25 protein-coding genes and 1 riboswitch are annotated in these 26,390 nt (G+C 58.1%); of the genes, 19 read left to right on the top strand and 6 right to left on the bottom strand.

Going from position 1 to position 26,390, the window contains the following annotated elements; genetic code table 11:
* Positions 1-67: 67 nt before the first annotated feature.
* Entirely contained in the window at positions 68-886 is an 819-nt protein-coding gene (locus ACHZCX_RS09405; protein WP_319586976.1) for a hypothetical protein, read from the top strand.
* 120 nt (positions 887-1,006) lie between these two features.
* Here the strand turns inward: ACHZCX_RS09405 and ACHZCX_RS09400 are convergent, their stop codons facing one another.
* From ACHZCX_RS09400 to glyQ, 3 genes are all read right to left on the bottom strand, one after another.
* Complete coding sequence (locus ACHZCX_RS09400) at positions 1,007-1,207, bottom strand: cold-shock protein (RefSeq protein ID WP_319586975.1); 201 nt, start codon at positions 1,205-1,207, stop codon at positions 1,007-1,009.
* A gap of 55 nt (positions 1,208-1,262) precedes the next feature.
* Positions 1,263-1,463 carry a hypothetical protein gene (locus tag ACHZCX_RS09395; protein ID WP_319586974.1) on the bottom strand — a complete coding sequence of 67 codons (201 nt, stop codon included), beginning with the start codon at positions 1,461-1,463 and terminating at the stop codon, positions 1,263-1,265.
* A gap of 547 nt (positions 1,464-2,010) precedes the next feature.
* On the bottom strand, positions 2,011-2,886 hold the full coding sequence (gene glyQ, locus ACHZCX_RS09390) for a glycine--tRNA ligase subunit alpha (RefSeq protein ID WP_319586973.1): 876 nt from the start codon (positions 2,884-2,886) through the stop codon (positions 2,011-2,013).
* A gap of 180 nt (positions 2,887-3,066) precedes the next feature.
* On the opposite strand from glyQ, the gene uvrA reads away from it, so the two are divergent.
* Both uvrA and secB read left to right on the top strand, forming a co-directional pair.
* A complete protein-coding gene (gene uvrA / locus ACHZCX_RS09385) occupies positions 3,067-5,904 on the top strand; it encodes an excinuclease ABC subunit UvrA (protein WP_319586972.1) in 2,838 nt (945 codons plus the stop codon).
* A gap of 117 nt (positions 5,905-6,021) precedes the next feature.
* Complete coding sequence (gene secB / locus ACHZCX_RS09380; protein WP_319586971.1) at positions 6,022-6,486, top strand: protein-export chaperone SecB; 465 nt, start codon at positions 6,022-6,024, stop codon at positions 6,484-6,486.
* Between the two features lie 76 nt (positions 6,487-6,562).
* Here secB and fabB read toward each other — a convergent pair whose 3' ends face one another.
* Together fabB and ACHZCX_RS09370 are read right to left on the bottom strand one after the other, a co-directional pair.
* Positions 6,563-7,783 carry a beta-ketoacyl-ACP synthase I gene (gene fabB / locus ACHZCX_RS09375; protein ID WP_319586970.1) on the bottom strand — a complete coding sequence of 407 codons (1,221 nt, stop codon included), beginning with the start codon at positions 7,781-7,783 and terminating at the stop codon, positions 6,563-6,565.
* A gap of 14 nt (positions 7,784-7,797) precedes the next feature.
* Entirely contained in the window at positions 7,798-8,553 is a 756-nt protein-coding gene (locus tag ACHZCX_RS09370; RefSeq protein ID WP_319586969.1) for an SDR family oxidoreductase, read from the bottom strand.
* A gap of 167 nt (positions 8,554-8,720) precedes the next feature.
* Between ACHZCX_RS09370 and ACHZCX_RS09365 the strand changes: the two genes are divergently transcribed.
* The 4 genes from ACHZCX_RS09365 to ACHZCX_RS09350 are packed head-to-tail and all read left to right on the top strand — an operon-like array spanning position 8,721 to position 11,460.
* Complete coding sequence (locus ACHZCX_RS09365; protein WP_319586968.1) at positions 8,721-9,233, top strand: ferritin; 513 nt, start codon at positions 8,721-8,723, stop codon at positions 9,231-9,233.
* Between the two features lie 18 nt (positions 9,234-9,251).
* Complete coding sequence (locus ACHZCX_RS09360) at positions 9,252-9,953, top strand: DVU0298 family protein (RefSeq protein WP_319586967.1); 702 nt, start codon at positions 9,252-9,254, stop codon at positions 9,951-9,953.
* Positions 9,953-11,269, top strand: coding sequence for a D-glycero-beta-D-manno-heptose 1-phosphate adenylyltransferase (gene rfaE2, locus ACHZCX_RS09355; RefSeq protein WP_319586966.1), 1,317 nt, complete (start codon positions 9,953-9,955; stop codon positions 11,267-11,269). Before ACHZCX_RS09360 ends, rfaE2 begins: the two co-directional genes overlap by 1 nt.
* Entirely contained in the window at positions 11,266-11,460 is a 195-nt protein-coding gene (locus ACHZCX_RS09350; RefSeq protein ID WP_319586965.1) for a heavy metal-associated domain-containing protein, read from the top strand. Before rfaE2 ends, ACHZCX_RS09350 begins: the two co-directional genes overlap by 4 nt.
* 71 nt (positions 11,461-11,531) lie before the next feature.
* On the opposite strand, the gene ACHZCX_RS09345 is transcribed toward ACHZCX_RS09350, so the two are convergent.
* A complete protein-coding gene (locus ACHZCX_RS09345) occupies positions 11,532-11,930 on the bottom strand; it encodes a hypothetical protein (protein ID WP_319586964.1) in 399 nt (132 codons plus the stop codon).
* Between the two features lie 318 nt (positions 11,931-12,248).
* Here ACHZCX_RS09345 and ACHZCX_RS09340 point away from each other — a divergent pair, with 318 nt between their 5' ends.
* The 12 genes from ACHZCX_RS09340 to cobC all read left to right on the top strand — a co-directional run bounded on the left by ACHZCX_RS09340 (position 12,249) and on the right by cobC (position 26,384).
* Entirely contained in the window at positions 12,249-13,385 is a 1,137-nt protein-coding gene (locus tag ACHZCX_RS09340; RefSeq protein WP_319586963.1) for an efflux RND transporter periplasmic adaptor subunit, read from the top strand.
* Positions 13,386-13,388: 3 nt separating this feature from the next.
* Positions 13,389-16,481, top strand: a complete 3,093-nt coding sequence (locus ACHZCX_RS09335) for an efflux RND transporter permease subunit (RefSeq protein ID WP_319586962.1) — start codon at positions 13,389-13,391, stop codon at positions 16,479-16,481.
* Between the two features lie 118 nt (positions 16,482-16,599).
* Entirely contained in the window at positions 16,600-17,049 is a 450-nt protein-coding gene (locus ACHZCX_RS09330) for a hypothetical protein (RefSeq protein WP_319586961.1), read from the top strand.
* Between the two features lie 863 nt (positions 17,050-17,912).
* Positions 17,913-18,263, top strand: coding sequence for a hypothetical protein (locus ACHZCX_RS09325; RefSeq protein WP_319586960.1), 351 nt, complete (start codon positions 17,913-17,915; stop codon positions 18,261-18,263).
* Positions 18,264-18,413: 150 nt separating this feature from the next.
* Positions 18,414-19,460 (top strand): hypothetical protein, encoded by a 1,047-nt coding sequence (locus ACHZCX_RS09320; protein ID WP_319586959.1) that lies wholly within the window; start codon positions 18,414-18,416, stop codon positions 19,458-19,460.
* Positions 19,457-20,200 (top strand): DUF3047 domain-containing protein, encoded by a 744-nt coding sequence (locus tag ACHZCX_RS09315; protein WP_319586958.1) that lies wholly within the window; start codon positions 19,457-19,459, stop codon positions 20,198-20,200. The genes ACHZCX_RS09320 and ACHZCX_RS09315 overlap by 4 nt, the downstream gene beginning before the upstream one ends.
* Positions 20,201-20,332: 132 nt before the next feature.
* Positions 20,333-21,154: a transporter substrate-binding domain-containing protein gene (locus tag ACHZCX_RS09310; protein ID WP_319586957.1), complete on the top strand. Its 822-nt coding sequence runs from the start codon at positions 20,333-20,335 to the stop codon at positions 21,152-21,154.
* Between the two features lie 37 nt (positions 21,155-21,191).
* Positions 21,192-23,450 carry an ATP-binding protein gene (locus ACHZCX_RS09305; protein WP_319586956.1) on the top strand — a complete coding sequence of 753 codons (2,259 nt, stop codon included), beginning with the start codon at positions 21,192-21,194 and terminating at the stop codon, positions 23,448-23,450.
* A 192-nt stretch (positions 23,451-23,642) separates the two neighbouring features.
* Positions 23,643-24,077 (top strand): CAP domain-containing protein, encoded by a 435-nt coding sequence (locus ACHZCX_RS09300; RefSeq protein ID WP_319586955.1) that lies wholly within the window; start codon positions 23,643-23,645, stop codon positions 24,075-24,077.
* A gap of 101 nt (positions 24,078-24,178) precedes the next feature.
* Positions 24,179-24,314: riboswitch (cobalamin riboswitch) on the top strand.
* Between the two features lie 21 nt (positions 24,315-24,335).
* Complete coding sequence (gene cobU / locus ACHZCX_RS09295; protein ID WP_319586954.1) at positions 24,336-25,001, top strand: bifunctional adenosylcobinamide kinase/adenosylcobinamide-phosphate guanylyltransferase; 666 nt, start codon at positions 24,336-24,338, stop codon at positions 24,999-25,001.
* Between the two features lie 10 nt (positions 25,002-25,011).
* Complete coding sequence (cobS, locus tag ACHZCX_RS09290; protein WP_319586953.1) at positions 25,012-25,788, top strand: adenosylcobinamide-GDP ribazoletransferase; 777 nt, start codon at positions 25,012-25,014, stop codon at positions 25,786-25,788.
* A complete protein-coding gene (gene cobC, locus ACHZCX_RS09285) occupies positions 25,785-26,384 on the top strand; it encodes an alpha-ribazole phosphatase (protein ID WP_319586952.1) in 600 nt (199 codons plus the stop codon). The genes cobS and cobC overlap by 4 nt, the downstream gene beginning before the upstream one ends.
* Positions 26,385-26,390 lie beyond the last annotated feature (6 nt).

Here is a 26,390-nt window from a genome sequence, read left to right as displayed (position 1 = left end):
TTCAGGTGCTGCGATCCCCGATACTCCCTGTGAAGTTTTTGGGAGCACAGCGCCTTACCCTACTGTCATGCAACTGAACCTGTTCCAATGGGATTTGTTAGAGGCCGGCAACGGATACAACTGCCTGGCCCGGCTTGATTTTGCTCAGGCAAGGGAGCACTTTGCCCGCGTCCTTGATGCCTTGCCCGATCATCAGGCCGCCGGAGCCGGTCTGCGGTCGGTCGAGTACTGGGAGCAGGTTGTGCGGGAGCTCGCCGAAAGGCAGGGAGAAGATGCGGTCGTTTTTTTCTGGAAACGGCTGGGGACCTTTCCCTTCGGCAACAGCACTGCTGACAGCGAGCTGCGTACCAATTTACTCAGGCGGCTCCATGCCTTGATGGAAAGGGCCGGGGTCGAATATATCCCGCCTGGTCTGTGCAATGGGTATCTTTTGCTGCAGTTGGGCGATTATGTCGCTGCCGAGAGCCAGTTGCGGAGCCTGATCGAATCAGTCCCTGAAGAAGGTCTTCTTTACGGGTATCTTGCCGATGCCCTGTGGCTACAGGGGCGGCGGGAAATAGCCAACGGCGTCTACGCGACCGCCCTGCTGCTCGATCCCCAGCGGATGGCAGCCTATCCGTTATGCAACCACCGGCTTGCGGCGATCATCACCAATCACGGGGCGGTTATGGCGCCGGTGTATGGCTATTTGCACAAGGTGTTACCCCTGGTGGAGCAGGAGATCGCCAACGAGACCGAGGCAACGCGAATCTATGCGACGCTTCGATGGGCAGAACGGGCCCGACATCACCAGGACAATGCGGCAATGGGTGCAGCCCGCACGGAATTGCAGGTGCTAGCCCCCGAGGTGTTTGCGAAATATATCAGATTCGTGCAGGCGGTCTGATCGGATTATCCGGAAAGGGGAGAAGGGCAGGCAGGAAGAGAGAGTGGCTTGCAGGGGAAATGAACACCCCTCGCACGATCTCGGCCAACGCGATCGTGCGAGGGGTGTGGTGCGCTTTCCTTAGAGTTTGGTCACGTTTTCAGCTGCCGGTCCCTTGGCCCCGCTGACAACATCAAATTTAACTCGATCCCCCTCTTTCAGGGATTTGAAACCTTGGGCCTGGATTGCGGAATGGTGGACAAAAACATCTTTGCCGCCATCCTGCTCGATAAATCCGAATCCCTTGGAATCATTAAACCATTTCACCGTTCCTTCTGCCATTACCGTTCCTCCTTGTGTCTGTGATCGACAAGCTGACCCGTGAGTGGATCATTTTTTAAAATAAAGAGTTATCCTTCGGATTCCTTCCCCGCACCGCGTATACGGAGCGCTGGAAAGCGATCGTCTGGTACAACCCCGAAAAAAACATATGCACGTCTTGCCAGTGAGCGGCATTTCGCTGTTTGATTCCTGAAATCATTGCCGCGTTTTCCCGATGCCGCGAAAGTTGGGTTGTCAACATCGTCGTTTCGTCCATGCGTCCCCTTTTTTTTCCGGAAAGGTCGGCGTTTTCCGAGGTGCTCCCCAGCGACCTGGAGTGAGAGGGGAAGCAGATGTGATCTGCGAGCCGTGGGGCTGGGGAAGGGGGTGTCGGGGGCGACGGGTATCTGGGCAATCGTTGACACTTGCATTGCAGGGAACTCTGCAGGCCGAATCGGAGCAGGGTGAAGGATGCGGGTAAGGCGGAACAAAGAAGAAACGACGGGTGCCCTTGGGACATTGGGGGCGACCCCGGAACCCTTGGTCTCTTACCTTTACCGGAAAGTTCGCAGGGAGATTACGATAGAAGAGACAATAGAAAGACGTTCGACGCGGGGTGTGGACAGAAGGTGACGGGGAGTGAATGTGGACCACAGATAATCGAACGGTTCTGCCTGGAGCAAGAAACAGAAAAAGTAATAAGCAATTACCAGATACGGATCTGTCTACTGTAAACTATCCTGAAACGCCAGGTATTTTTTTAATCCTTTCCGGTGGTTCTCAATGGCTATAGGCCTGTTGGGGTCTCATCGGCCCTGCGGGGATCACCCCTTTTCTTTTAAGAGAGGGTAACCCATCGCTTCCCGTTGTTCGACATAGCGCTGGGCCACATGCCGCGCAATGTTGCGGATTCTGCCGATATAACGGGTGCGTTCGGCAACGCTGATGGCCTTGCGGGCGTCGAGCAAGTTGAAGGTGTGGGAGCACTTGAGGCAATAGTCGTAGCCCGGCAGGATCAGATTTTTTTCAACCAGCTTCAGGGCTTCCCGCTCATAGTTGTCAAAGGCCATGGTCAGGTCGGCGATATTGGCTTCCTCGAAATTGAAAGCGGAAAATTCTTTTTCCGCCTGGTGGAAGATTTCCCCGTAGGTCACCTCCTTGTTCCAAGCAATATCGTAGACCGAATCCACCTTCTGCAGATACATGGCGATCCGTTCGAGGCCATAGGTGATCTCCGCGGTGATTGGCTTGAGGTCGATGGAACCGGCCTGCTGAAAATAGGTGAACTGGGTGATTTCCATGCCGTCGAGCCAGACCTCCCAGCCGAGCCCCCAAGCCCCCAGGGTCGGTGATTCCCAGTCGTCCTCAACAAACCTGATGTCGTGCTCCAGCAAGTTGAGCCCGAATTTTTCCAGACTCTCCAGGTACATGGCCTGAATATCCTTAGGCGAGGGCTTGATCACCACCTGGTACTGATAATAATGCTGCAAGCGGTTGGGATTTTCGCCGTAGCGGCCGTCGGTCGGGCGACGGGAGGGTTGGACATAGGCGGCCTTCCAGGGTTCGGGTCCCAGTGCCCTGAGCAGGGTGGCGGGATGAAAGGTGCCGGCGCCGACTTCCATATCATAGGGCTGCATGACAACGCAGCCTGCGGCGGCCCAATAGCTGTTCAAGGTGGCGATGATATCCTGAAAATACATGGCGAAATCTTTACAGTATTGATTGTTAAAGGATCATGGCTACAAGTATGCGGCAATCTACCATAGGACGGGGCCAGGGTAAACGAAATTGTCAGGTCCCATCAAGCCGCTGAAGGTTCTATTGGTTGACTCTCCGGCAGCTGTCGGTCTTCAGGTCCGTTTTTTCCCAGAGCAAAGTATATGGAACCGCAATTTCTGCGCATCCGTGGGGCGCGCATGCATAATCTGAAAAATATTTCCGTCGACCTGCCCCGCAACAAGCTGATCGTGTTCACCGGCCTGTCCGGTTCCGGCAAGTCGACGCTGGCCTTCGATACTCTCTACGCCGAAGGCCAGCGGCGTTACGTGGAGTCGCTCTCCACCTATGCCCGGCAGTTCCTCGGCCAGATGAACAAGCCCGACGTCGATCTGTTGGAAGGGCTTTCGCCTGCCGTTTCCATCGAGCAGAAGACCACTAGCCGGAATCCGCGTTCGACTGTGGGGACGGTCACCGAGATCTATGACCATCTTCGATTGCTTTTTGCCAGGGCCGGTCAGCCGTATTGCCCACAGTGCGATCAGCCGATTCGTTCGCAGTCGGTGCACGACATGCTGGAGACATTGCTCGGCCGCCAGGAGGGTGAGAAGGTCATTCTCCTGGCACCCCTGGTCACCCAGAAAAAGGGGCAGCACGAACAGATTTTCCAGCGGCTGCGCAAGGAGGGATTTGTCCGGGTGCGGGTGGATGGCGAGATCCGCCAGCTCAGTGAGGAGGTCGTGCTCGATAAGAATAAGCACCACTACATCGAGGCGGTGGTCGATCGGTTGGTGATTAAGTCGTCAATCCGCAGGCGCCTGGACGAATCGATCAGTACCGCCGTGGCCCTTGGTTCAGGAACCATGCTGGCTGTCTTTCCAGACACCGGCGAGGAGGTGCTGTTCAGCGAATCCGCCGCCTGCCACCAGTGCGGCATCTCCGTGCCGGAACTCTCCACCCAGTTGTTTTCCTTCAATAATCCGCAAGGTGCCTGCCCCGCCTGCAGCGGTTTGGGCGTCAATCAGTTCATTGATGAGCACCTGATCGTCCCCGATGAATCGCTTTCGCTGCTGGAGGGCGCTATCGTCCCCTGGACCCGGAGGCGACTGTCGACTCTATCCGATCAGTGGATCGAGGCCTTTGCCCGCCACTATGGTTTTGATCCGAATATGCCTTTTGCTGATCTGCCCGCCAAGGTGAAAAAGGGGTTGCTGCACGGCACGGGCCGGGAAAAGTTGGAGTTTGTTCACAGTCGGGGGCGGCGCAAACTGGTATCGCAGATTGCCTTTGAAGGGGTCTTACCCCGCCTGAACAGGCTCTTCCGTGAAACCAGTTCCGTCCGCCTGCGTGAAGAAGTGGAAGGGTTCATGAATGAGCAGGGCTGCCCCGCTTGTCACGGGGCGCGCCTGAAACCTGAGGCCCTGGCAGTCAGGGTCGGGCAGTGGTCGATCACAGCGCTCACTCGGATGGCGATCGAGGAGTTGATCAAGGAACTGGAAACCCTGGATTTTGATCAACGGCAGGCGATCATCGCCCGCCCCATCCTCAAAGAGATCCGCGAGCGGCTTTTCTTCCTCCAGGGCGTGGGACTTGGGTATCTGTCGCTCGATCGCAAGGCCGGCACCTTGTCCGGCGGCGAGGCCCAGCGCATCCGGCTGGCCTCCCAGATCGGGTCCGGCTTGGCTGGAGTGCTCTATATCCTTGATGAGCCGAGCATCGGTCTGCATCAGCGCGACAATAACAAGCTGATTAAGACGCTCGTCAACCTCCGCGATCTGGGCAACACGGTGATTGTGGTCGAACACGATTCCGACACCATTGCCAATGCCGACCACGTGCTCGACATCGGGCCGGGCGCAGGGGTCCACGGCGGTGAGATTTTGTATTCCGGTCCGGTCCCCGGTCTGCTCGATTGTGAGGCTTCGCTGACCGGCGGCTATCTTTCCGGCCGCCTCAAGATTGAAGTGCCGGAACAGCGCCGTCCCATCCGTCCGGGAGCGGCCCATGGCCTTGAGGTGCGGGGTGCCTGCGTCAACAATCTGCAAAAGCTTTCGGTCCGTTTTCCCCTGGGGGCGATGACCTGCGTCACCGGGGTCTCCGGGTCGGGCAAGAGTTCCCTGGTTGTCGAGACCCTGTTCCGCGAGGCTGAGCGTTACTTCATCGACCCCAAAGGGTACGGGAAAGGCCCCCAGCTCCTTGCCGGGCTGGACAACCTGGACAAGGTGATCGACATCGATCAGAGCCCGATCGGCCGCACCCCCCGCTCCAACCCGGCCACCTACACCGGAGTGATGACGCCCATCCGGGAACTGCTGGCCCGTCTGCCCGAAGCACGGGCGCGCGGTTATCAGCCGGGCCGGTTCAGCTTTAATATCAAGGGCGGGCGCTGCGAGACCTGCGAGGGCGACGGCGTCATCCGCATTGCCATGCATTTCCTCCCCGACATCTATGTGACCTGCGAGCGCTGCCTGGGCAAACGCTACAATCAGGAAGCCCTGGATATCCGCTTCAAAGGAAAAAATATTGCCGAAATCCTGCAGATGACCGTGGAGGAGGCCCTGGAATTTTTCCAGAATGTGCCGCCGATCCAGAACCGGCTGCAGACCATTGTCGATGTCGGCCTGGGCTATCTCTCCCTTGGCCAGTCCTCGGTGACCCTGTCCGGCGGCGAGGCCCAGCGGGTCAAGCTGGCCAAGGAGCTGAGCCGCCGCTCCACCGGCAAGACCCTTTATATTCTCGATGAGCCGACCACCGGTCTTCACCCGGCTGATATTCAGCATCTGCTCCGGGTGTTGGGGCGGCTGGTCGACGGCGGCAATACGGTGGTGGTGATCGAGCATAATCTCGACGTGATCAAGACCGCCGATTATGTGATCGATATCGGTCCCGAGGGCGGCAGCGGGGGCGGGAAAGTGATTGCCACCGGCACGCCGGAAGAAATTGCCCTCCAGCCCAGGTCCTATACCGGCATGTTTTTGAAGCAGTTTCTGAATGGAGAGTGAACGGTTTTTTGATTGTGTTTTCAGACCGTCGCCTGTTACCATGCAGCCGACGAACAATCTGCCGGCGGCCTGGTAAAGGAAGCCGGTTTTTATTGACTTAGACTACAAGGATACCCCATGGCAGACCAGGCCCCCGAACAGCAGGAAATCCCGATTTTCCGTATGCAGAAGATGTACATCAAGGATTTTTCCTTTGAGAGTCCCAATGCCCCCAAAGTGTTTCTGGCGAGAAATCAGGACCCCAAAGTGGATTTCAATCTGCAGTTGAAGAACCAGAAGCTCGACGACGACCACAGCGAGGTCTCCATCGCCATCACCGCCAAGGTGTTGGATAAAAATAACGAGGATTCAGTGATGTTTATCGTCGAAATCGAGCATGCCTCGGTTTTCCTGATGAAAAACATCCCCGAGGAGCACCATGAGCGCGTCTTGGCCGTCGACTGCCCCCTGATGCTCTTTCCCTTCACTCGTCAGATTGTCTGCCAGGCCGCGGTGGATGGCGGCTTCATGCCGTTCTTGATGGAGCCGATCAACTTCATCGCCCTCTATGAGAACTCCCAGCGCAAGGACAAAGACTCCTGAGCAGGCGTCTTGAAAAGGATGGACGCAACATCCGTTGCTTCTCCTCACCGGCTCTGATCCCCACTCGACAGGGGGATCAGCAGTCGGCGCTAACTTTCCGGAAGATAAGGCAGGCGTTCGTCCCGCCAAAGCCATAGCTGTTGCTCATCACCGTGGTCAGGGCGGCGTCGCGGTTGGTTTCGACGATACCCATGCCCACCGCATCCGGGTCCATTTCCTCGATGTTGGCCGAGCCGGCAATAAAGTTGTCGGCCAGCATCAGCAGGCAATAGATGGCTTCGTGCACCCCGGCCGCTCCCAGGCTATGGCCGGACAGGGACTTGGTCGAGCTGATCGGCGGATTGTTCTCACCGAAGACCTCCCGGATGGCCCGCAGTTCCACCAGATCGCCAACGGGGGTCGAGGTGCCGTGGGCGTTGATGTAGTCGATGGGGCCCGATGTCGTTTCCAGGGCCAGGCGGATGCAGCGTACCGCTCCCTCGCCCGAGGGGCTGACCATCTCGGAACCATCAGCGGTGGCCCCGTAGCCGATCACTTCCCCGTACATTTTTGCGCCCCGTTTTCTGGCCCGCTCATATTCCTCCAGCACCACAATCCCTCCGCCGTTGGCCACGACAAAACCGTCCCGGTTGCGGTCATAGGGGCGTGAGGCCCGCTCGGGGGTATCGTTGAAGCGGGTGGACAGGGCGCCCATGGCGTCGAACATGGCGGTCTGGCTCCAGTGCTCCTCGTCGGAACCGCCGGCAAAGACCATGTCTTGTTTCCCCATCTGGATCTGTTCCATGGCCGCACCGATGCAGTGCGAGCCGGTGGCACAGGCCGAGGAGATCGAATAGCAGAGGCCCTTGATGCGGAAGGCGCTGGTCAGGCAGGCGGACACCGTGCTGCTCATGGTGCGTGGCACCATGAAGGGGCTGAGGCGCTTCAGACCCTTTTCCCGCATGATGTCGGCCGCTGCGACCACGTTTTCGGCCGAGGTGCCGCCGGAGCCGATGATCAGGCCGGTTCGTGGGTGTGAGACCTCTTCCTCGCTCAGCCCGGCATCGACAATCGCCTGATGCATCGCAATCGAAGCGTAGGCGGCGGCATTGCCCATGAAACGCAGATTTTTTTTGTCGATCTGCTCCTTGATATCCACCTGGGTGAAGCCGCCGACCTGGGAGCGCAGCCCGATTTCACGGTAGGGCGCATGGAAGCGGATACCCGACCGGCTCCCCCGCAAGGAGGCCAGGACTTCGGTCGTGGTGTCGCCCAGAGGTGAGACAATGCCCATGCCCGTGATCACAACTCGTCGCATTCGATTCTCCGCGTTTAGACTTCTCTATGGATGGCCAGGGGGCCACAGCTCTGGCAGACCGGCATGACTTCGACCGTGCAGATGTTGACGTGCGGCGGCACGCTGGTCACCCAATGGACGATCTCAGCGATATCCGTTGGGGTCAGCGGCTCGGTCCCCCGGTAAACCGCATCGGCCTTGTCCTTATCGCCGTGGAACCGAACGATGGAAAACTCGCTCTCTGACAAACCGGGTTCGATATTGGTCACCCGGATCTTGGTATGGATCAGGTCGGTGAGCAGATTACGGGAGAACTGTTTGACAAAGGCTTTGGTCGCCCCGTAGACGTTGCCGCCCGGATAGGGGTAGGTGCCGGCGATCGAACCAATGTTGATGATGTGCCCTTGGTTGCGGGCCACCATGGCGGGCAGCAGGCAGCGGGTCAGGTAGCACAGTCCCTTGATGTTGGTGTCGATCATGGTCTCCCAGTCCTGCAAATCGGCCTGATGAGCACCTTGCAGGCCAAGCGCCAGGCCTGCGTTGTTGACCAGAACGTCGACGTTTTGAAATCCGGCGGGCAGATCGCGTACCATGGCCTCCACTGCAGCGAGATCACGAACGTCGAGTTCCACCGCATGGACGGGCACATCCCGCCATTGCTCCGTCAACTCCTTGAGCCGGTCGGTACGTCGGCCGGTGACGATCAGTCGCCAGCCTTCTTGGGCAAAACGTTCGGCACAGGCCTTGCCGAAACCCGAGGTGGCACCGGTAATACAAATGGTTTTCTGCATAATTTTCTCCTCTTCCATTATGCCTAGGGAAACAGGTTTGCCTTTAAAAAACAACAATTTTCCAGAAAGGTCTGGAATCCCTCATGGTTGTGCTTATAGTTGAAACCAATGTTACCTCGGGAACTCACACCCCTATTCTGAACCCTTGACTCAAAAAGGAGAATACCATGTTGAAGAAGAAGATGGTCAAAGCACTGAACGACCAGGTCAATGCCGAAATGTTTTCATCCTACCTTTACCTGTCAATGGAAGCCTATTTCCAGTCGATCAGCCTCAAAGGCTTTGCCGCCTGGATGCGGGTGCAGGTACAGGAAGAACTGATGCATGGGATGAAATTTTATGATTTCATTAATGAGCGCGGGGGCAAGGTCACTCTGGAGGCCATTGCCAAGCCGGAGTCCACCTGGGCTTCACCGCTGGCCGCTTTTGAGGCGATTCTCAAACACGAGGAGCATGTCACCAGCCTGATCAATAATCTGGTGGATCTGGCGATCAGCGAAAAAGACCATGCCTCCAATAATTTTCTCCAGTGGTTTGTTGGCGAGCAGGTGGAAGAAGAGGCCAGTGCCAGCGAGATCGTTGAGAAACTGAAGTTGATCAAGGATAACCCCTCTGGTCTGTTCATGGTGGATGCGGAATTGGGCAAGCGCGTCTTTACGATGCCGGTGGCCGCCGCCTAATAGAAACGGGAGCGCCGTTTGGGCTGTCGGAAAAATAAGCACCAGGTCCTGGAGCTGTTGAACGGCCAGGACCTTGCTTTTGTCCTGGGCGAAATGCGGCAGTTTGCGGCCAAAGATGCGGTCAATGCCCTCTTCTCATCGATCTGCCGGGAGAATCCGCATGTCCGCTGGTTTGCAATCAGTTGCATGGGCGAGGCCGTAGCTCGGTTGGCCGAAGTGGAGATGGAGGAGGCGCGGATTGTCATGCGCCGTTTTCTCTGGAGCCTCAATGACGAATCCGGCGGCATTGGCTGGGGGGTGCCCGAGTCCATGGCCGAGGTCATGTGCCGCCATGCCGGGTTGGCCGAAGAGTATATCCACATGCTGATTTCCTACATGCGTGAAGACGGAGAGGATATCTGCCAGGACGGCAACTACATCGAACATCCCCTGTTGCAGCGCGGACTGCTCTGGGGTGCGGCCCGGTTGAGCGACTGCCGGCCGGAACTGTTGCTCGCCAAAGGCGCTGCTGCCGACATTCCACCCTATCTCGAATCCGAAGATGCAACCACCCGCGGGCTGGCCGCTCTGACCGTGGGTAACTTGCGCCTGAAGGTCGCCGAGCCCGTGTTGCTGCGGTTGACCGGTGACCCGGCAGGTTTAAGTCTGTACCGCGATGGTGTTCTCAAAGAGACCACCGTTGGAGCTCTGGCGCAAATGGCCCTGGAGGCGATGAATTGATGATTGAACCGCACCTCTTTCCCGCTGCCGCCTGCGTCCAGTTTTCCATTGCCCTGGGCGAGGTGGAGCGCAATGTCGATCAGGTCGAGCAGCTGATCGACCACTACCGCCCCGCCCCAGACACTCTGCTGCTCCTGCCCGAGATGTGGGCTACCGGCTTTGACTACGAACGAACTGCCGAAATGGGGCGACGGACCCCGGACATCCTTGCCGCCATGGAGCGGATCGCGGCCCGGTATCAAGTCTTTCTTGCCGGTACGCTCACCGATGTGAGCGAAGACGAGGTGCTGCCCTTCAACCGGCTTTTTCTGGTTGGGCCCAAGGGGGTGATCGGCAGTCTCCCCAAACAGCATCTTTTTGCCTTTTGGCAGGAAGATTGTTTTTATCAAGGCGGGCAGGCGGAGCCGCTCATCCGGACGCCGCACGGTCCCTTGGGTGGTCTGGTCTGCTATGATCTCCGTTTCCCCGAGGCGGCGCGGCGGCAGGTTTTTGCCGGCAGCCGTCTGCTGGCAGTTTCTGCCCAGTGGCCACTGGCCCGGCTTGATCACTGGCAAACCCTGGTGCGGGCGCGGGCCATTGAAAATCAGGTCTACGTGGTGGCGGCCAACGGGTGTGGCCTCACCGGCAAGATGGCAATGGCCGGCCATTCGATGATCGTCGGTCCGGACGGCACCGTGTTGCGTCAGGCCGGGACAGAGGCGACGGTGATCGGCTGTCCGCTCGACAACAGCCTGGTCGACGAGCAGCGCCGCCGGTTTTATCCGGCTGGAGATCGTCCCTGGTTGCAATCCGACCGGCAGAAAATCCGCAGCCTGGATGAACTCCTGCCCGAATTGGCCCTGATCCGGCGGCAAGGGAGTAGGCTCGCCTTTACCAACGGCTGCTTCGACATCCTCCATGCCGGTCATGTCAGTTACCTGGAAGAGGCCCGGCGCACCGCCGATTGCCTGGTGGTGGGGCTCAATACCGATGCCTCGGTGCGGTTGCTGAAGGGACCGGGCCGGCCGATGAACAGCGAGGCCGATCGGGCCCGGGTCCTGGCCGCCTTGGGCTGTGTCGATTTTGTGGTATTGTTTGCGGAGGAAACACCGATTCGGCTAATCACTGCCGTCCGGCCGGACGTGTTGGTAAAAGGGGCGGATTACGAAGAGGAGCAGATCGTCGGCGCGACCGAAGTCAAAGCCGCCGGTGGCCGGGTGGCGCGCATTGCTTTTGAGCATGACCGTTCGACCACCACCTTGATCGAGACCATCAGAGCGGCACGCCCAACCCCTTTGCAGGACTCTTCTTCATCAACAACCGAGGAGCAATCATGACAACCCTGCGTATTCAAGGCATGAAATGTCAACACTGTGCCGCCACGGCGAAAAAAGTCCTGGAGGAACTGGGCGCAACCGAGGTGACCATCGATCTGGGGAAGAACGAGGCCCGGTTTGAGGGTTCACCGGATAGGGAAGCAGTGCGGCGCGCCATTGCCGCCCAAGGTTTTGCGGTGGTCGATGCGTAGACGATGTTCCGTCCCGGATGGGGCGGTCTGTCGAGCAGACCTGAGAAATCGAACCCCACCTCCCCAAAGTATCAATGGACAGAGGCGCACATCTCCTCGTCTTTGCCGAGAAAATGCAGAGCCGCCTCCCGGTTGGTGAAGTAACGCATATTGATCCCGTCGAATTCTTCCGCTTTGTCCAGATACATCCATTGCTCGGCATTATCCAAACTAAAAAGGATGGTTATCCGCAATTCCTTCTGCAGGATGATTGATTTGAACATCTGGAGCAGGGAATGGAGACGGAAGAGCGTGGTCGAGTGGTCGAGCCCGGCTTGGCGGAGATCCAGAACCACCTCCCGGTAGTTGCTGCCGTAGGCCTCGACGATGGCGTGCTGGATGATGCCGCAGGCGTTCTCGGCGCCGATCCGGCCCGCAACTCGGATTTCAAGCCGCTGGCGAACGGTGTCAATGTGATTGGTGATGTTCATGTGCAATCCCTCCCTCCCAGGATGATTACTCGTTTTGAGAGCATCAGGTTTCCCTGCCCTTCTCTCTTCGCCTACACTCTACAGCAGCCTTCCAGCAGGGTACAGTAAGGTTTCGGTAAACTTTCCGGGTGGATGTCTGTGCCATGTGTTCGCGTCAGGGCATGGGCCCTGTTGCCCCGTTCATGTCGCCCGTTAGGATTCGATGGGTTCGGTACATCTTGTTGACCATCGTTTGTCGCGGTGTTATCGTGGCAATATCGCGAATTTGGCGGTTCCGGTGTACTTCCTGGGCCGCTTTTCTTTTGTGGAGAGGTGGGGATGAAGATCAAAGTTTTTTTATTATGTGTGGCGGGTATTGTGGTGGTGGTCGGCCTGTTGGCGGGGACCAAGGCCTTGCAGATCGGCACCTTGATCAAGCATGGCAAGGCGGCCAAGATTCCGCCGGAGGTGGTGACCTCGATCCAGGCGCAACCGCAGACCTGGGAGTCGTTAATCACGGCCGTCGGTTCCTTGGAGGCGGTCCAGGGGGTGACGATCACCGCCGAGCTGACCGGCAAGGTGATTGCCATCCCCTTTGAGCCGGGGACGCAGATTAAAGCGGGCGACCTGCTGGTGCAACAGGATGTAGCCTTCGAAACCGCCCAGTTGCGCTCCGCCGAGGCTGGGGCCGCCCTGGCGAAAATCACCCTGGAGCGCTCGAAAAAGATGCTCGAAACCAAGGTGGTCGCCGAATCCAATTATGATAACGCCGAGGCCCAACTGAAACAGGCCCAAGCCCAGGCCGATACCATCCGCGCAACCATCGCTAAAAAGACCATCCGCGCTCCCTTCAGCGGCCGGCTCGGCATCCGCATGGTCAATATCGGTCAGATCATCAAGGAGGGCGAGGCCATCGTCTCGCTCCAGGCCCTGGATCCGATCTTTGTCAATTTTCTCGTCCCCCAGCAGCAGTTGCCGCAGATGCGCGTTGGTTATGCGGTGCGGCTCACCTCCGATGGTCTGCCCAAGGACCAGGTGATCAGCGGCACGATCACCGCGATCAATCCCGACGTCGATGCCTCCAGCCGCAATATCCGGGTGCAGGCCACGGTTGCCAACCAGAATGAACGGCTGCGGCCCGGCATGTTCGCCAATGTGGCGGTGGTCCTCCCTGAAAAAAGCCCGGTCCTGACAATCCCGGCCACGGCGGTACTCTATGCCCCTTACAGCGATTCGGTGTTCATTATCGAGGAGGCCAAGGCGGAGGAGGGGGGCACAGCCGGCAAGGTGGTGCGCCAGCAGTTTGTTCGCCTGGGTGAGAAGCGCGGTGATTTTGTCGCCGTGACCTCAGGACTGGCGCCGGAGCAGACCTTGGTCAGCACCGGGGTGTTCAAACTGCGCAACGGTCAGGGCGTGGTGATCGATAACGCGCTCGCGCCGGAATTCAAACTGGCGCCCCAGCCGAAGGACGGTTGATCCATGAAATTCACCGATCTTTTTGTCCAGCGGCCGGTGCTGGCGATGGTCACCAGTCTGCTGATCATCATTGCCGGGCTCCAGGCCATCGGTACGCTCAATGTCCGCCAATATCCGCGCAGCGATAACGCCGTAGTCACGGTCACCACCGTCTACACCGGTGCCAGCGCCGAGCTGGTGCGCGGCTTCATCTCCACGCCGTTGGAGCGGGCCATTGCCGCCGCCGACGGTATTGATTACCTCCAATCGCAGAGCGCCCAGGGCCGGTCGACGATCAATGCCCGCCTGCGGCTCAACTACGATCCGATCAAGGCCCTGTCCGAGATCAGTTCCAAGGTCGATCAGGTGCGCGGCGACCTGCCGCCCGAGGCTGAAATCCCTATCATCAACGTCGAGTCGGCGGATTCCAAATTCGCCTCGGCCTATCTCAGCTTCACCTCCGATGTTCTGGCGCAGAACGAGATTACCGACTATCTGGTTCGCGTTGTCCAGCCGCGGCTATCCGCCCTCCAAGGCGTGCAGCGGGCCGAGGTGCTGGGGGCGCGAACCTTTGCCATGCGCATCTGGCTCGACCCAGCCCGTATGGCTGCTTTTAACGTCAGCCCGGTGCAGGTGCGACAAGCCCTGGCCACCAACAACTTCCTCGCCGCCGTCGGCAAGACCAAGGGCTCGATGGTCCAGGTCAACCTGACCGCTAATACCGACATGCGGTCGGTGGATGATTTCAAAAAGTTGGTAATCCGGGAAGATAAGGGGGCTATCGTTCGCATTGAGGATGTGGGTCAGGTGGTGCTCGGGGCCGAGGATTACGACACCGAGGTGCGATTTTCCGGACAGACGGCGGTGTTCATGGGCATCTGGCCCCTGCCCAACGCCAACTCGCTGGACGTGATCAAGCGGGTGCGGGTGGAGATGGATGCGATCAGCAAGCAGCTGCCCAACGGTTTGACCGCCCGAATTGCCTATGACGGCACCGCCTACATCGAAAACGCCATCAAAGAGGTGGTCAAGACCCTGAGCGAGACGCTTCTGATCGTTATCGTCATCATTTTCCTCTTCCTTGGTTCGATGCGTGCGGCCATCATTCCGGTGGTCACCATCCCGCTCTCCTTGATCGGGGCGATGTTTCTCATGCAGGTCTTCGGCTTCACCATCAACCTGCTGACGCTCCTGGCCATCGTTCTTTCCGTGGGTCTGGTGGTCGACGACGCTATTGTTGTGGTCGAGAACGTCGAGCGCCATCTCGGCGAGGGGAAAACGCCGCTTGATGCCGCCCTGCTCAGCGGCCGCGAACTGGTCAGCCCGCTGATCTCCATGACCATCACTTTGGCCGCCGTTTATGCCCCCATTGGCCTCCAGGGAGGTCTGACCGGATCGCTGTTCCGCGAATTCGCCTTCACCCTGGCCGGAGCAGTGACTATCTCCGGCGTGGTGGCCCTGACCCTGTCGCCGATGATGTCGTCGAAGCTGCTCAAGGCGGGCATGACCGAGCATGGATTTGCCGGCAAGATCGAGCGTGACTTCAAACGGCTGCGCGGAGCCTATGGCCGCTGGCTGGGGGCCACCCTTCGGCAACGGCCGGCGGTTTATCTGGTGTGGATCGTCCTGGGCCTGTTGTCCGTGCCCATGTTCCAGATGTCGGCCAAGGAGCTGGCCCCGGTCGAGGATCAGGGGGTTATTTTCGGCATCGTCGATTCGGCGGCCAACTCGACCCTCGATCAGAACAGTTTGTACACGGCGGCGGTCAATAAGGCCTTTTTGAGCGTGCCTGAAACCAACTTTGTTTTTCAGCTGACCCAGCCGTCCTCGGGTTTCAGCGGCATGGTGGTCAAGCCCTGGCAGGAACGCAAACGGACCATCTTTGAGATTATGCCCGAGGTTGCCGGTAAACTGCACGGCATCACCGGCGTGCGTGTTTTTCCCGTCACTCCGCCCGCCCTGCCCGGTGGCGGCCAGTTTCCGGTGGAGTTTGTCATTGCCTCCACCGCCGATCTGGATCAAATCCTCGAATTCGCCCAGAAAATTCAATTGGCGGCAACCAAGAGCCGGATGTTCGCCTTTCCCCCGTTGATCGACGTCAAGTTCGACCAGCCCCAGTCGGAGATTGTCATAGATCGCGACAAGGTGGCTGATCTGGGCCTCAATCTCCAGCAGATGGGTGCCGATCTCACCACCATGATGGGCGGCAACTACGTCAACCGCTTCAATATCGCCGGCCGCAGCTACAAAGTCGTGCCCCAGATCATGCGGGTCGACCGGCTCAATCCCGACCAGTTGAACGGCATCCACGTCACCGGTCCGAACGGGCAGCTGGTGCCGTTGTCCACCGTCGCCACCCTCAAGGAAACCACGACAGCCCGCTCCCTCAACCGTTTCCAGCAGTTGAATGCGGTCCTCATCAGCGCCTACCCGATCCGGCCCCTGGACGAGGCCCTCCGCTTTCTTGAGGACGAGGCAGCCAAGATTCTGCCGCAAGGATATTCGCTCGATTATACCGGCGAGTCGCGCCAGTTGCGGGTGGAGGGCAACACCTTTGTGATTGCCTTTGGCCTGGCCATTGTCCTGATTTTTCTGGTGTTGGCGGCCCAGTTCAACAGCTTCCGTGATCCCTTTGTCATTCTCGCCGGGTCGGTGCCCCTGGCCATGTTCGGCGCCCTGATATTCACCTTTCTCAAGATGCCTGATCCCAATGTGCCCTTCTGGACCAAGGGCTGGACTACGACGCTCAACATCTATTCCCAGGTTGGGCTGGTCACCCTGGTGGGATTGGTGTCGAAGAATGGTATTTTGATTGTCGAGTTTGCCAACAAACTGCAGCGGCAGGGCTTGAGCAAGCAGGCAGCGATTCTCGAGGCCTCAATGACCCGGTTGCGGCCGATCCTGATGACCACCGGCGCCACCATTGCCGGTCACTTTCCCCTCACCCTGGTCACAGGAGCCGGGGCCTCGGCGCGGAATTCGATTGGTTTGGTGCTGGTGGGCGGGATGGCGATCGGCTCGCTGTTTACGCTGTTTATTATTCCTTCAATTTATATGCTGGTGGCTAAGGACCATTCGAAGGATCGAGAAGGGAAGGCGGGTAGCGAGATTGGTTGAGCCCGTAGCCCGGATGCAGCAAAGCGGAATCCGGGAAAATGGGCATGACATGTTCACCCCGGATTCCGTTGCACTGCATCCGGGCTACTTGTTGCATTAAATTTTCAAGAAACCCTTAATGTTGCTATTAGCGCTCATGGATACAAAACTCAACGAATTCGCGAAAACCAAAGGTCACGCCGCGGCAAAAGCCGCCGTTGAAAAGTACAGGGCTAAACGACCAGAGTTTGATGAGAATTGGGCCACCCCGATGATGTTCGCAAGCGGATTCACCGCCGGCCGACTCACAAGATCTATTTCTGATGAATGGATAAAACCGCTTAAACGTCAAATTCGAATTGCAGGAACTTCCGCACTCATTGCACTCGCTTTTTTGATTGGTGGCATGTTCTATGCTTGGTCGATAGTAAGCCTCGATTCTTTCGTAACTTTTTTGGCTGCATTCGCCCCAGCTGTTGCTGCTCTCATTTTTTCAGTGACTAAATCGTATAAAACATGGGCAGAAGCACGTAAGCATATCGCCGAAGCCAAAGCCATTGAGAAAGCGGTTCAATCAGAAATGGATTAGTGTTAACAATTCACTCAAGCCAATACTGATTTTCCGCACATCTTAACTCGGGCGTTAGGTACCAAGATATGGTTTGTTTTCCTGCCGTTACATTGAAAACTGACAAGGCCTTCTGGGAGAAACGGGGACAGTTTATATATCTTGCTTGTAAATCAAGTGTGGGGAGAAACGGTGGAGAAATAGGGACAGTTTATCGATCTTGCATGTCGCATGGGGAATCTGGCCCTCAACGCTTCTTGCGCCAACCACACGAAACCTTATTCAATTCTTTTCCCCACCCTCTGAAACAACCATCAATACCTGTCTCCCTGCGGGAGGGGCATTCTTTTCTTTGTGTGCCCAAAGAAAAGAATCAAAAGAAAAGGCAGCCCGGCCGCTGAGACGACCCCGTTCGCCGGGATGCGGAACCGGCGGGGCAAAAACTCGCTGCGCTCAGACAGTTTGCCCCTTTGCCCCGGTTCCGCATCCCGCCGCCCGGCTCAGCGGCAAGGGCCCCATCGTCCCCGGACACTTCTCACCCAACAAATCAACGTCCAGGCGGGGCGAGCATTTCTGGAACCGGTAGCTTTTTTTCAATCTCTGCTGCTCATTTGTTGCTGTCATAGAAAGGAGAAATGGGGGGACAGTTTATCGATCTTGCACTTCGCCTGTGGATTCTGGGCCTCAACGCTTCTTGCGGCAGTCTCATTTTTATGCCCCCATTCCAACGCTATTGGGCAAACCCCTCCCAATAGGCCGAAAATCGGCCATCACGATTTTCTCACTGCATTCGCCCCTCGGAAAATGGTAAGCTTATTCAACGTTGCCTGCCCATCTTGTACCAAGGGCTGTCCCGTCGAACCATGAAGTACGGAAGTCGAACAATGTGGCGTGCGGAGTTCAACAACAAGATGCTGAACGGGCTCGCATTGACCGTTTCCTTGCTCCTGGTTGCCGCGCCGGATAGAACACTGGCGGTCGGGCCGGGCGGCGGTGTCGTGAAACAGCCGATGGCGATCTATGCTATTGAGTCGAAATATTACGGCATCATCGAGTCGCGACCGGATACCCTGCAAGGGGAATGGGTGATCCGTGGTCGTACCTTCCGCACTGAAGCCAAAACAAAATTTGATCAGTCGGAAGGGCCATTGAGGGTCGGGAGTTGCGCCAAGGTACGAATCCGCAACGACCATGTGCGCGAGATCAGCAACGGGCCTTGGCATTACTGTCAATGAATTTTCCTGATGCGCCGGTCCACGAGATCGACAGCGAACCGTCGCGAAGCTGCCGGTAATTCTGCTTGGTGGTTCGTTTTTTTCAGCAAGGGGGAGGGGATGGAAGGAAACCGAAGAACCAGCTGGCAGGTACTTGCAAAGAATCCGGGGATGAATGAGCCAAATAAGAATGCCGGCAACACCCTCAGGTGCAATCCCAAGCAAACCATAGGTCTCGCCGACATCGGATCGAGCTGGTTGCGCGTCGCTCTGCTGCTGGCGCTGGCGCTGCTGGCGGGATGTGCCGGTCGTTCAACGGGTCTCGTCCCGGAGCAGCAAACGATTGTCGTTCAGGCGGAGGCAAGCGCGCCGCTGGTATTGACCAGGGCACCCGTCTTTGCCCTGCGGGATGTTCAGGAGCGCCACAACAAAATAGGCCGGGTTTTGGCTGCTGGAACCAAGGGGGCTGAGGCAATCTCCATTGATCCCGAGGTCCCGGTCATCTATGCCGACACCCGACCCTTTACCACCGAAAAGGGCGTCTATACCAACCTTGTCTACCGGATTCATTTCCCTGAACTGCCGTTTAGCCTGATCCCCTTTCATCTCGGTGCCGGCAAGCATGTAGGGCTGCTGGTCATTCTCACTCTGGACGCGCGGCAACAGGTCTTGTTGGTGACCACGGCCAGCACCTGCGGCTGCTATGCGGCGAGCATCCCCACTCAATCGCTTCCAACCTCCTCGTATCCCGACAACTGGCCGACCGCGCCGTTGGCAGTGTATGGCGAACGGCTGCCGGCTCGGCTGCCATCGATCGGCGGAAACGACATCCTCCAGGTACAGGTTCGGCCGGATGTGCAGAGGATCATGGATCTCCAGGTCCTGCCCAGGCAGTCGCTGGTCCCCGGAACGGTTCGCAAGGCCGAGGTGGTTGGGTTGGAGACTTTGAAAAAACTGTCCTTGGCAGACGGCAGCCTCACCAGCTTTTACTATAACGACTGGCCGCTGACCGGGCATGTCAAAGGGGCGATCAAGCCCTGGGAGTCGCTTTTGCTCAGCCTGGTCAGCCTGGATTTTTTCGTCGGCATGGATAAAGAATACGGCGACACCAGGGAAAGCGGCAACCCCTTTTACACCAGCTTGAAACCCTGGAACCGGAGCGCTTCGGACATGAATGATTTTGCAGGCTATCTGCGTTTCAACGGCTGGAAATTATGAGCGCCGATTCTTTACGCCGCCGAACATGGGGTGCCGCACTGTTTGCCTTGATACTGCCGCTCTTGGTGCTGCCGTGGACGGTCCGTGCTGCCGAGACCGTCTTTCTCAATGAACATTTCGAGTCGCTTGAGCGCTGGCAGCCTCTCACCTTTCCCAAGATCCCGCGGCACTCCACCTACACGGTCGCTCGCTGCGAGACCGGGACCTGTCTGCTGATGGAGAGCAACAATTCGGCCTCGGCCCTGGTCCTGAAGCAACCGTTCAATGTCTATGAGTACCCGATGCTCACTTGGCGCTGGAAGGTGAGCAATGTCTATCGAAAGGGTGACAGCGGCAGCAAGGAGGGCGACGATTACCCCGCCCGTCTCTATGTGATGTTTGTCTATGACCCGGATCGGGCATCGCTCTCCAAAAAGCTCCGTTACAAGCTGGCGAAGACGGTTTACGGTCAGTACCCGCCGGACAGCTCTATCAGTTACATCTGGGACAATCAGGCCACCGGCAAGCCGTTTATTATCAACGCCTACGTCGACGAGGCCCGGATGATTCCAGTCAGTGCCGGCGCTGGCAAGGTCAACACCTGGCAGGAATATACCGTGGATATTGTCCGCGATTACCGCATGGCCTTTGGCGAGGATCCACCGGCAATGGCCAGCCTGGCGGTGATGAACGATTCCGACAATACCCACGAAGCGGCCAGCGCCTGGGTGCAAACCATCCGCCTCTCCCGCGCACAGTAACAGTGCTTGACATCGCCTCGCCTCTTTTGTAGGTCTTTACCATAGCCTTTATTATCGATCCCTGATTTTGTAAGGATCGGCGGGCGATTCGTCGCCATGTATCCCACACCCGACTTCCCCCTTGAGGTGCGAATGAGAGCAAGCAAGAACAACCAGACCAAGAGCCTCATGCCTTTGTGGTGTGCTGTGCTGGCTGGACTTGCTTGGCAAACGCTCTGGGGCGGCTGCCCATCGGTCTTCGCCGCGGATGCCTCGTCGTCAGTCCTTCGTCTGGCCAACGGCGAATGGCCACCCTACACCGGTCGGCATCTGCCGGGCCAGGGTTGCGATTCCCAAGTGGTCACCGAGGCCTTTGCCATGGAGGGCGTCCGGGTGGAGTATGAGTTTCTGCCCTGGGCGCGGGGGCTGCTGCTCTCGCAGAACGGCGTGGTCGACGGGGCAGTCGAATGGGCGGGAACCGCTGAGCAGCGGCAAACCCATTTTGTCAACAGTGACCCCCTTTCCCGGCAGGAGTGGGTCTTTTTTCACCACCGGGAGACGTCGTACTCCTGGGAACACCTTGACGACCTCAAGGATCGCACCATCGGTCTGACCATCGGCTATGCCTACAATGATGTTTTTGCCGATTTGCGGAAGCAGCAGCCCGCGATGTTCACCGAGGCGGCGAGCGATCTGCTCAATTTCAAGAAACTGCTGAGCGGCCGCATTGATCTCTTTCCCATCGAGCGGGCCGTGGGGTATTTTCTGATCAAAAAGGATCTGAGCCCGGAGGAGCGGGCCAAGCTGGCGGAAGATCCTAAGCCTCTGGCCGAGTTCACCCCGTATCTCCTGCTTTCCCGGGTTGTTCCGGGGAACGAACAGCGGATGCAACTTTTCGACCGGGGACTGCAGCAATTGAAGGCAAATGGCCGCTACCAGGCCATCATGGCACCGTGCTCCCCTGAAGGCCAATGAGTTCAACGCGCCGGATTAGGCCTGGAACCCAGCCACTGTGCAATCAATAACCCCTCCCTTTTCTTTCTTTGGCACCCTGAAAAGCCGCCGCCTGTCAATGCGCCTGCTGGCAGTTATCGGCGGTTGCAGCCTGTTGTGCATCCTTCTGGCTATTGCTTTTCAACTCACCACCGAATACCGGCGTGATCTCGCCGGTATCGAATCGCGGTTGCAATTCATCGAAAGCAGCTATGTCCCGGCCCTCACCGCCGGGGCCTATCAGATGGATGAGGAACAAATCCGCCTGCAACTGCGCGGGGTGCTCCAACTGCAGGATATCGTCTATGCACGGGTAAGGGAGCAGCTCAATACCAAGGCCTACGACATTACCGAGGGGGATGGCGGGGAGCGGGGCACGATCAGCCGGGAATATCCGCTGGTCTATCAGGCCCAGAAACCGGTTCCGGTTGGTATCCTGCAAGTGCGCGCCAGCCTTGACGGGGTATACGCCCGCCTCCAGGAACGGGCGATGACCATCTTTCTTACCAATGCCCTGCTCATCGTTCCCCTGGCCTTGGCGATTCTGGTTGTTTTCCAAGTGGCCCTTAATCGTCACCTGGTGCGCATGGCCCGGTACACCAGCAGTCTGTGCCTCGAATCTTTGGATCAAGAGTTGCGCCTGCAGCGAGCACCGAGCCGGTCCGGGAAGCCGGACGAGTTGGACCAGTTGGTTGCGGCCATCAACGGGATGCGGCTGCGCATCCGCGAGGATATGGGCCACCGGCACGAGGCAGAGCAGGAACTGCTGTTCCGCAAGACCTTGCTTGAATGCGTGCTTGAGGCAGGAATCGATGGCATCTGCATTGTCGGCGAGGACAATATCTGTCTGTTTGGCAACAGTCATTTCCGATCTCTTTGGCAGGTGCCGATCGATTGTCTGCCCGGAGCTTCGATGCAACCGCTGTGCTCCCAAATCGAGGCCCAGGTACAGGAGCCGGAGCCCTTCCAGGCAGCCCTGACTCAAGTGGGGCAGGTGCCCGATACAAGGGTGCAGGGCGAAATGGTCCTGACGGACGGTAAAGTGGTTGAGTACTACAGTGTCCCGGTGCAAAGCGGCGAGGGAGTTCGCTATGGCCGGTTATGGAGCTTCCGTGACGTCAGTCAGCGCAAGGAGCTGGAGGAGCAAGTGCGCCAACACCGCAAACTGGAGACCCTGGGCAGCCTGGCCGGAGGTATTGCTCACGATTTCAACAACCTGCTTTCGCCGATCATTGGCTATGCTGAATTGGGGCGGAAACGGTTACCTCCTGATAATCCGCTCTTCACCGATCTAGGGCAGATTCTCAAGGCGGCGGGGCGGGCCACCGACCTGACTCGGCAGATCCTGGCCTTCAGCCGCAAACAGATGCTTGAGGTCAGAATCATCGACCTCAATGAGTTGATTCGCGGCTTCGAAAGCATGCTGCAACGGCTGATCGGCGAGGCCATCACCGTACGGACCGTGCTCAGTCCCCTCCCGGTCCCGATTCGGGCGGATAAAGGCCAGATTGAGCAGGTGGTACTCAACATGGCGGTCAATGCCCGCGATGCCATGCCGGAGGGTGGCACCCTGACCATCGAAACAGCCGAGGCGCACCTTGATCAGTCCTATGCCGAGCACCACGCGGAGGTCGAAGCGGGAGATTATGTTATGCTGTCGATCAGCGACACCGGGACGGGAATTGATGAGGCCGTCCGCAATCGCATCTTTGAACCGTTCTTTACCACCAAGGAGCGCGGCAAGGGCACGGGGCTGGGGCTGGCGACCTCGTTTGGCATCATCAAGCAACATCATGGCCATCTGTGGGTGTACAGCGAGCCCGGCCACGGTGCCACCTTCAAGATTTATCTGCCTAAGGCCGAAGGAGCTCTGCAGGCCCCGGTGGCGGAAGTTGAAGTGGGTCTGGCATCGGGGGGTGGCGAGCAGATCCTGGTGGTTGAGGACGATGCCTTGGTGCTGGAGTTGGTCTGCGAAACCCTGGCTGGCCACGGTTACCGAATCATAGCGGCGGAGAACCCGGAAGTGGCCCTGGAGCGGGCGGCCCAGGTGGCTGGCATCGATCTCCTCCTGACTGATGTGGTCATGCCGAAGATGAACGGCCGTGAGCTGCATCGGCGGCTGTCAAGTCGCATTCCTGATCTTAAAGTTGTCTATATGTCCGGATATACAGAAAATGTCATCGCCGACCAGGGCATGCTCCACGAAGGCGTCGATTTCATCCAGAAACCCTTTGCCGTCCGCACCCTGCTGCAGAAGGTGCGGCAGGTTTTAGGGTGATCGTGGGCACGCTCCCAATGGGCACTCTTTTTTGCTTAAAAAAAGACGAAAGGGATTTCTTCGACGTTTGGGAGCGAGGCAGTCGCTGGGAAAAACGGAGTGGCTGTCGGGTGGATTTTTTCTCCATTCGTTCTTATTTAATAACCAAGACGTGAATCACCTAGGTTTGCTATCCAATTTGTAACGAGATCGATGAATATGAAGGTCATGTTGGTTGCTGTTTTTTTGTTGTCTCTGGCGGTCTCACCGGCGCCTGCCCGGGAGTTGCCCGATGAGGGCGTCTCGCTGTATTGTCGTACCCTGCTGGAGCAGATCAATCTGTACCGCCAGGACAACGGGTTGAATCCGCTGCGGTTCGATGCCCATCTCAACCATCTGGCCAAGAATCACAGCTTTGCGATGTTCCAGCAGAAGCGGATGAGCCACAACAAGTTCGACGAGCGGTTTGAGCGTTCCGGCAGCCGGCTCTGCGTCGAAAATGTCGGCTGGAACTACAGCACGCCCCTCAAACAGTTCGATGGCTGGCGCGGATCGAGCGGGCATGATCAGAACATGCTGAAAGATGGGGTCTCCAAGGTCGGGATCGCCGAGGTTGGCAATTACGTCACCTTTTTCGCCTGTAAATAACCCGCTCGCCCTTTGTGACTTGAAGCGGCTACGCTGACGTGTTCCTCAGAGGGTGCCACTCCCGTGTTATTTGCCCCTATCTTTTTTTTCCTGAATTCGATATAAACAGCCTGTGCACCGGCTGGGCTGGGTGCCGTCTTTCGTATGGAGGAAACGGGTGCAAATCCCGTGCTGTCCCGCAACTGTGATTTCGCGATGAGCGGAAAAGCCAGACACTCCTCTTGAACGTGGGTCTTCGTGGAATGAGACACCGGCGCCGTGCAAACGACTCTCGCCTCCTCCTCTGAAGAATCTCTCTGCTCGATCAACCATGTCGCTGCCTCTCTATGCGAGGCGCGGCAACTACTCCTTGGTGTGTTCATGGGACGCATTATCCTTGTCACCGGTGGGGCCAGAAGCGGCAAGAGCAGTTTTGCCGAACAGTTGATTGCCGGCATCGGCACCGATATCGCCTATATCGCTACGGCCCGGGCCTTTGATGACGAGATGACGGACCGCATCAAAAAGCACCGGCTGCAGCGGCCCGCATCCTGGCAAACCTTCGAGACCACGACCGGCCCCTCCGAGGTGATTGCCAGCGAAGGCCCTCATTTTGCCGCCATGCTCCTGGATTGCCTGACGGTGATGATCAGCAACCGGATGCTGGTGCATCCCATGGATTGGGACCAGCCGACCGTAAACCAGTTAAACGAAGTCGAGGCGGATGTGATGACCGAGATCGAGGCCATCATTGGGGCTGTTGCCGGTAGCCGGGCCGATCTGGTCGCTGTCACTAACGAGGTCGGCTACGGCATCGTACCGATTGCGCCGCTGGCCCGGTTTTTCCGTGATTGCGCCGGCCGGGTCAACCAGCGGATGGCAGAGGCTGCCTCGGAGGTCTATCTGGTGGTGGCCGGTCTTCCCTTGCGGCTCAAGGGAGAGTGAAGGTGGCTTCATGAGGGCGCTCATTCTCATGATTCAGTTCATGACCCGGTATCCAATTCCGGTGCAGGTTGAATTCACCGCCGAGCGTTTTGTCCAGGGCATGAAATGGATGCCGCTGGTCGGTTTGTTGGCCGCGCTGCCGGCCGCCGCTGGCTATCTGCTTGTCGATGCCTTGCTTGGTCGGGAGCTGGCGGCCATGGTCGCGGTAATTGGCTTGATTACCGTCACCGGCGGCCTGCACCTCGACGGCATCGCCGACACCGCCGATGGTCTGTTCAGCTACCGCTCCCGCGAGCGGATGCTCGAGATCATGCGCGATTCCACTCTGGGGACCAACGGCGTGATCGCCCTGGTGCTCACCATTTTGCTCAAGTACATCCTCCTTCAGACTATTCCAGGCACCGGCGGCGTGCCGGCCGTGTTGATCACCCCGGTACTCGGCCGGGTGGCCCTGACCTGGCATTCGGCGGCGGCCCGCTATGCCCGCGAGGAGCGAGGGATCGGCGACTATGTCAACCAGACCGGCCTGGCCCAGGCGGCGGCCGCCACCCTGATGTCCCTGTTTCTGGTGACCTCCATTCTATTCCTCTGGGGGGTGCACCCGTCGCTGGTTCCCCTGGTGGTTCTCATCCTCCATCTGCCGCCGATCCTCCTGGCTGTTCTGTTTGCCGCCTACCTCAAGCGGCGGTTGGGCGGCATCACCGGCGACACCATCGGTGCCAGTATTGAGCTGGCCGAAATTCTCAGCTTCCTTGTTTTTCTTCTTGTCTGGAAATTTTTATTATGAACCCGACCAAACTGTATCTTATTCGCCACGGCGAAACCGAACCGAACAAAACCGGCGTCCTCATGGGCAGCACCGATACGCCCCTCAACGATCATGGCCGCCTGCAGGCCGCCTCCCTTGGCGAGCGGCTCAACGCCCTTGAGGTTGATGCCATCTTTTCCAGCCCCCTCTCGCGGGCGGTGGAAACCGCTTCGCTGGTTTTTGGTGAGGAGGCGCAGGTCATCACCGATTCCAGTCTCCAGGAGTTCCATTTCGGCGAGTGGGAGGGCATGCATTTCTCCGAGATCGCCCAGCAGTATCCCGATATCTGGAAGTTGTGGCTGACCGACTGGGAACAAACCCGGATTCCCGGCGGCGAGGCCTTCCCCGCCTTCAAGCACCGGGTGATCAGCGTGGTTGAGGAGATCGTCCGCTATAATGCGGGCAAGCGGGTGGCGGTGGTCTCGCACGGCGGCTGCATCCGTTCGCTCCTGGCCCATTTCTTCAGCGAATCGGTCTCCAAGGGCTACTGGCAGTTCAAGGTCGATAACGCCACCTTGTGCGAGATCGAAATCATGGGCCAATTGCCCATTCTCATCCGTTTTAACTACAGGTAGGGCACA

The organism is uncultured Desulfobulbus sp. (assembly GCF_963662935.2).
In the GTDB taxonomy this organism is placed as follows: domain Bacteria; phylum Desulfobacterota; class Desulfobulbia; order Desulfobulbales; family Desulfobulbaceae; genus Desulfobulbus.
The sequence above is the reverse complement of the archived record's forward strand: the minus strand, read 5'-3'. Positions and strand labels throughout refer to the sequence as shown.

Coding starts and splice junctions, on each gene's coding strand:
- ACHZCX_RS09405 (WP_319586976.1), top strand. CDS start 68: ATGCAACTGAACCTGTTCCAATGGGATTTGTTAGAGGCCGGCAACGGA.
- ACHZCX_RS09400 (WP_319586975.1), bottom strand. CDS start 1,207: ATGGCAGAAGGAACGGTGAAATGGTTTAATGATTCCAAGGGATTCGGA.
- ACHZCX_RS09395 (WP_319586974.1), bottom strand. CDS start 1,463: ATGGACGAAACGACGATGTTGACAACCCAACTTTCGCGGCATCGGGAA.
- glyQ (WP_319586973.1), bottom strand. CDS start 2,886: ATGTATTTTCAGGATATCATCGCCACCTTGAACAGCTATTGGGCCGCC.
- uvrA (WP_319586972.1), top strand. CDS start 3,067: ATGGAACCGCAATTTCTGCGCATCCGTGGGGCGCGCATGCATAATCTG.
- secB (WP_319586971.1), top strand. CDS start 6,022: ATGGCAGACCAGGCCCCCGAACAGCAGGAAATCCCGATTTTCCGTATG.
- fabB (WP_319586970.1), bottom strand. CDS start 7,783: ATGCGACGAGTTGTGATCACGGGCATGGGCATTGTCTCACCTCTGGGC.
- ACHZCX_RS09370 (WP_319586969.1), bottom strand. CDS start 8,553: ATGCAGAAAACCATTTGTATTACCGGTGCCACCTCGGGTTTCGGCAAG.
- ACHZCX_RS09365 (WP_319586968.1), top strand. CDS start 8,721: ATGTTGAAGAAGAAGATGGTCAAAGCACTGAACGACCAGGTCAATGCC.
- rfaE2 (WP_319586966.1), top strand. CDS start 9,953: ATGATTGAACCGCACCTCTTTCCCGCTGCCGCCTGCGTCCAGTTTTCC.
- ACHZCX_RS09350 (WP_319586965.1), top strand. CDS start 11,266: ATGACAACCCTGCGTATTCAAGGCATGAAATGTCAACACTGTGCCGCC.
- ACHZCX_RS09345 (WP_319586964.1), bottom strand. CDS start 11,930: ATGAACATCACCAATCACATTGACACCGTTCGCCAGCGGCTTGAAATC.
- ACHZCX_RS09340 (WP_319586963.1), top strand. CDS start 12,249: ATGAAGATCAAAGTTTTTTTATTATGTGTGGCGGGTATTGTGGTGGTG.
- ACHZCX_RS09335 (WP_319586962.1), top strand. CDS start 13,389: ATGAAATTCACCGATCTTTTTGTCCAGCGGCCGGTGCTGGCGATGGTC.
- ACHZCX_RS09330 (WP_319586961.1), top strand. CDS start 16,600: ATGTTGCTATTAGCGCTCATGGATACAAAACTCAACGAATTCGCGAAA.
- ACHZCX_RS09325 (WP_319586960.1), top strand. CDS start 17,913: ATGTGGCGTGCGGAGTTCAACAACAAGATGCTGAACGGGCTCGCATTG.
- ACHZCX_RS09320 (WP_319586959.1), top strand. CDS start 18,414: ATGAATGAGCCAAATAAGAATGCCGGCAACACCCTCAGGTGCAATCCC.
- ACHZCX_RS09315 (WP_319586958.1), top strand. CDS start 19,457: ATGAGCGCCGATTCTTTACGCCGCCGAACATGGGGTGCCGCACTGTTT.
- ACHZCX_RS09310 (WP_319586957.1), top strand. CDS start 20,333: ATGAGAGCAAGCAAGAACAACCAGACCAAGAGCCTCATGCCTTTGTGG.
- ACHZCX_RS09300 (WP_319586955.1), top strand. CDS start 23,643: ATGAATATGAAGGTCATGTTGGTTGCTGTTTTTTTGTTGTCTCTGGCG.
- cobS (WP_319586953.1), top strand. CDS start 25,012: ATGAGGGCGCTCATTCTCATGATTCAGTTCATGACCCGGTATCCAATT.
- cobC (WP_319586952.1), top strand. CDS start 25,785: ATGAACCCGACCAAACTGTATCTTATTCGCCACGGCGAAACCGAACCG.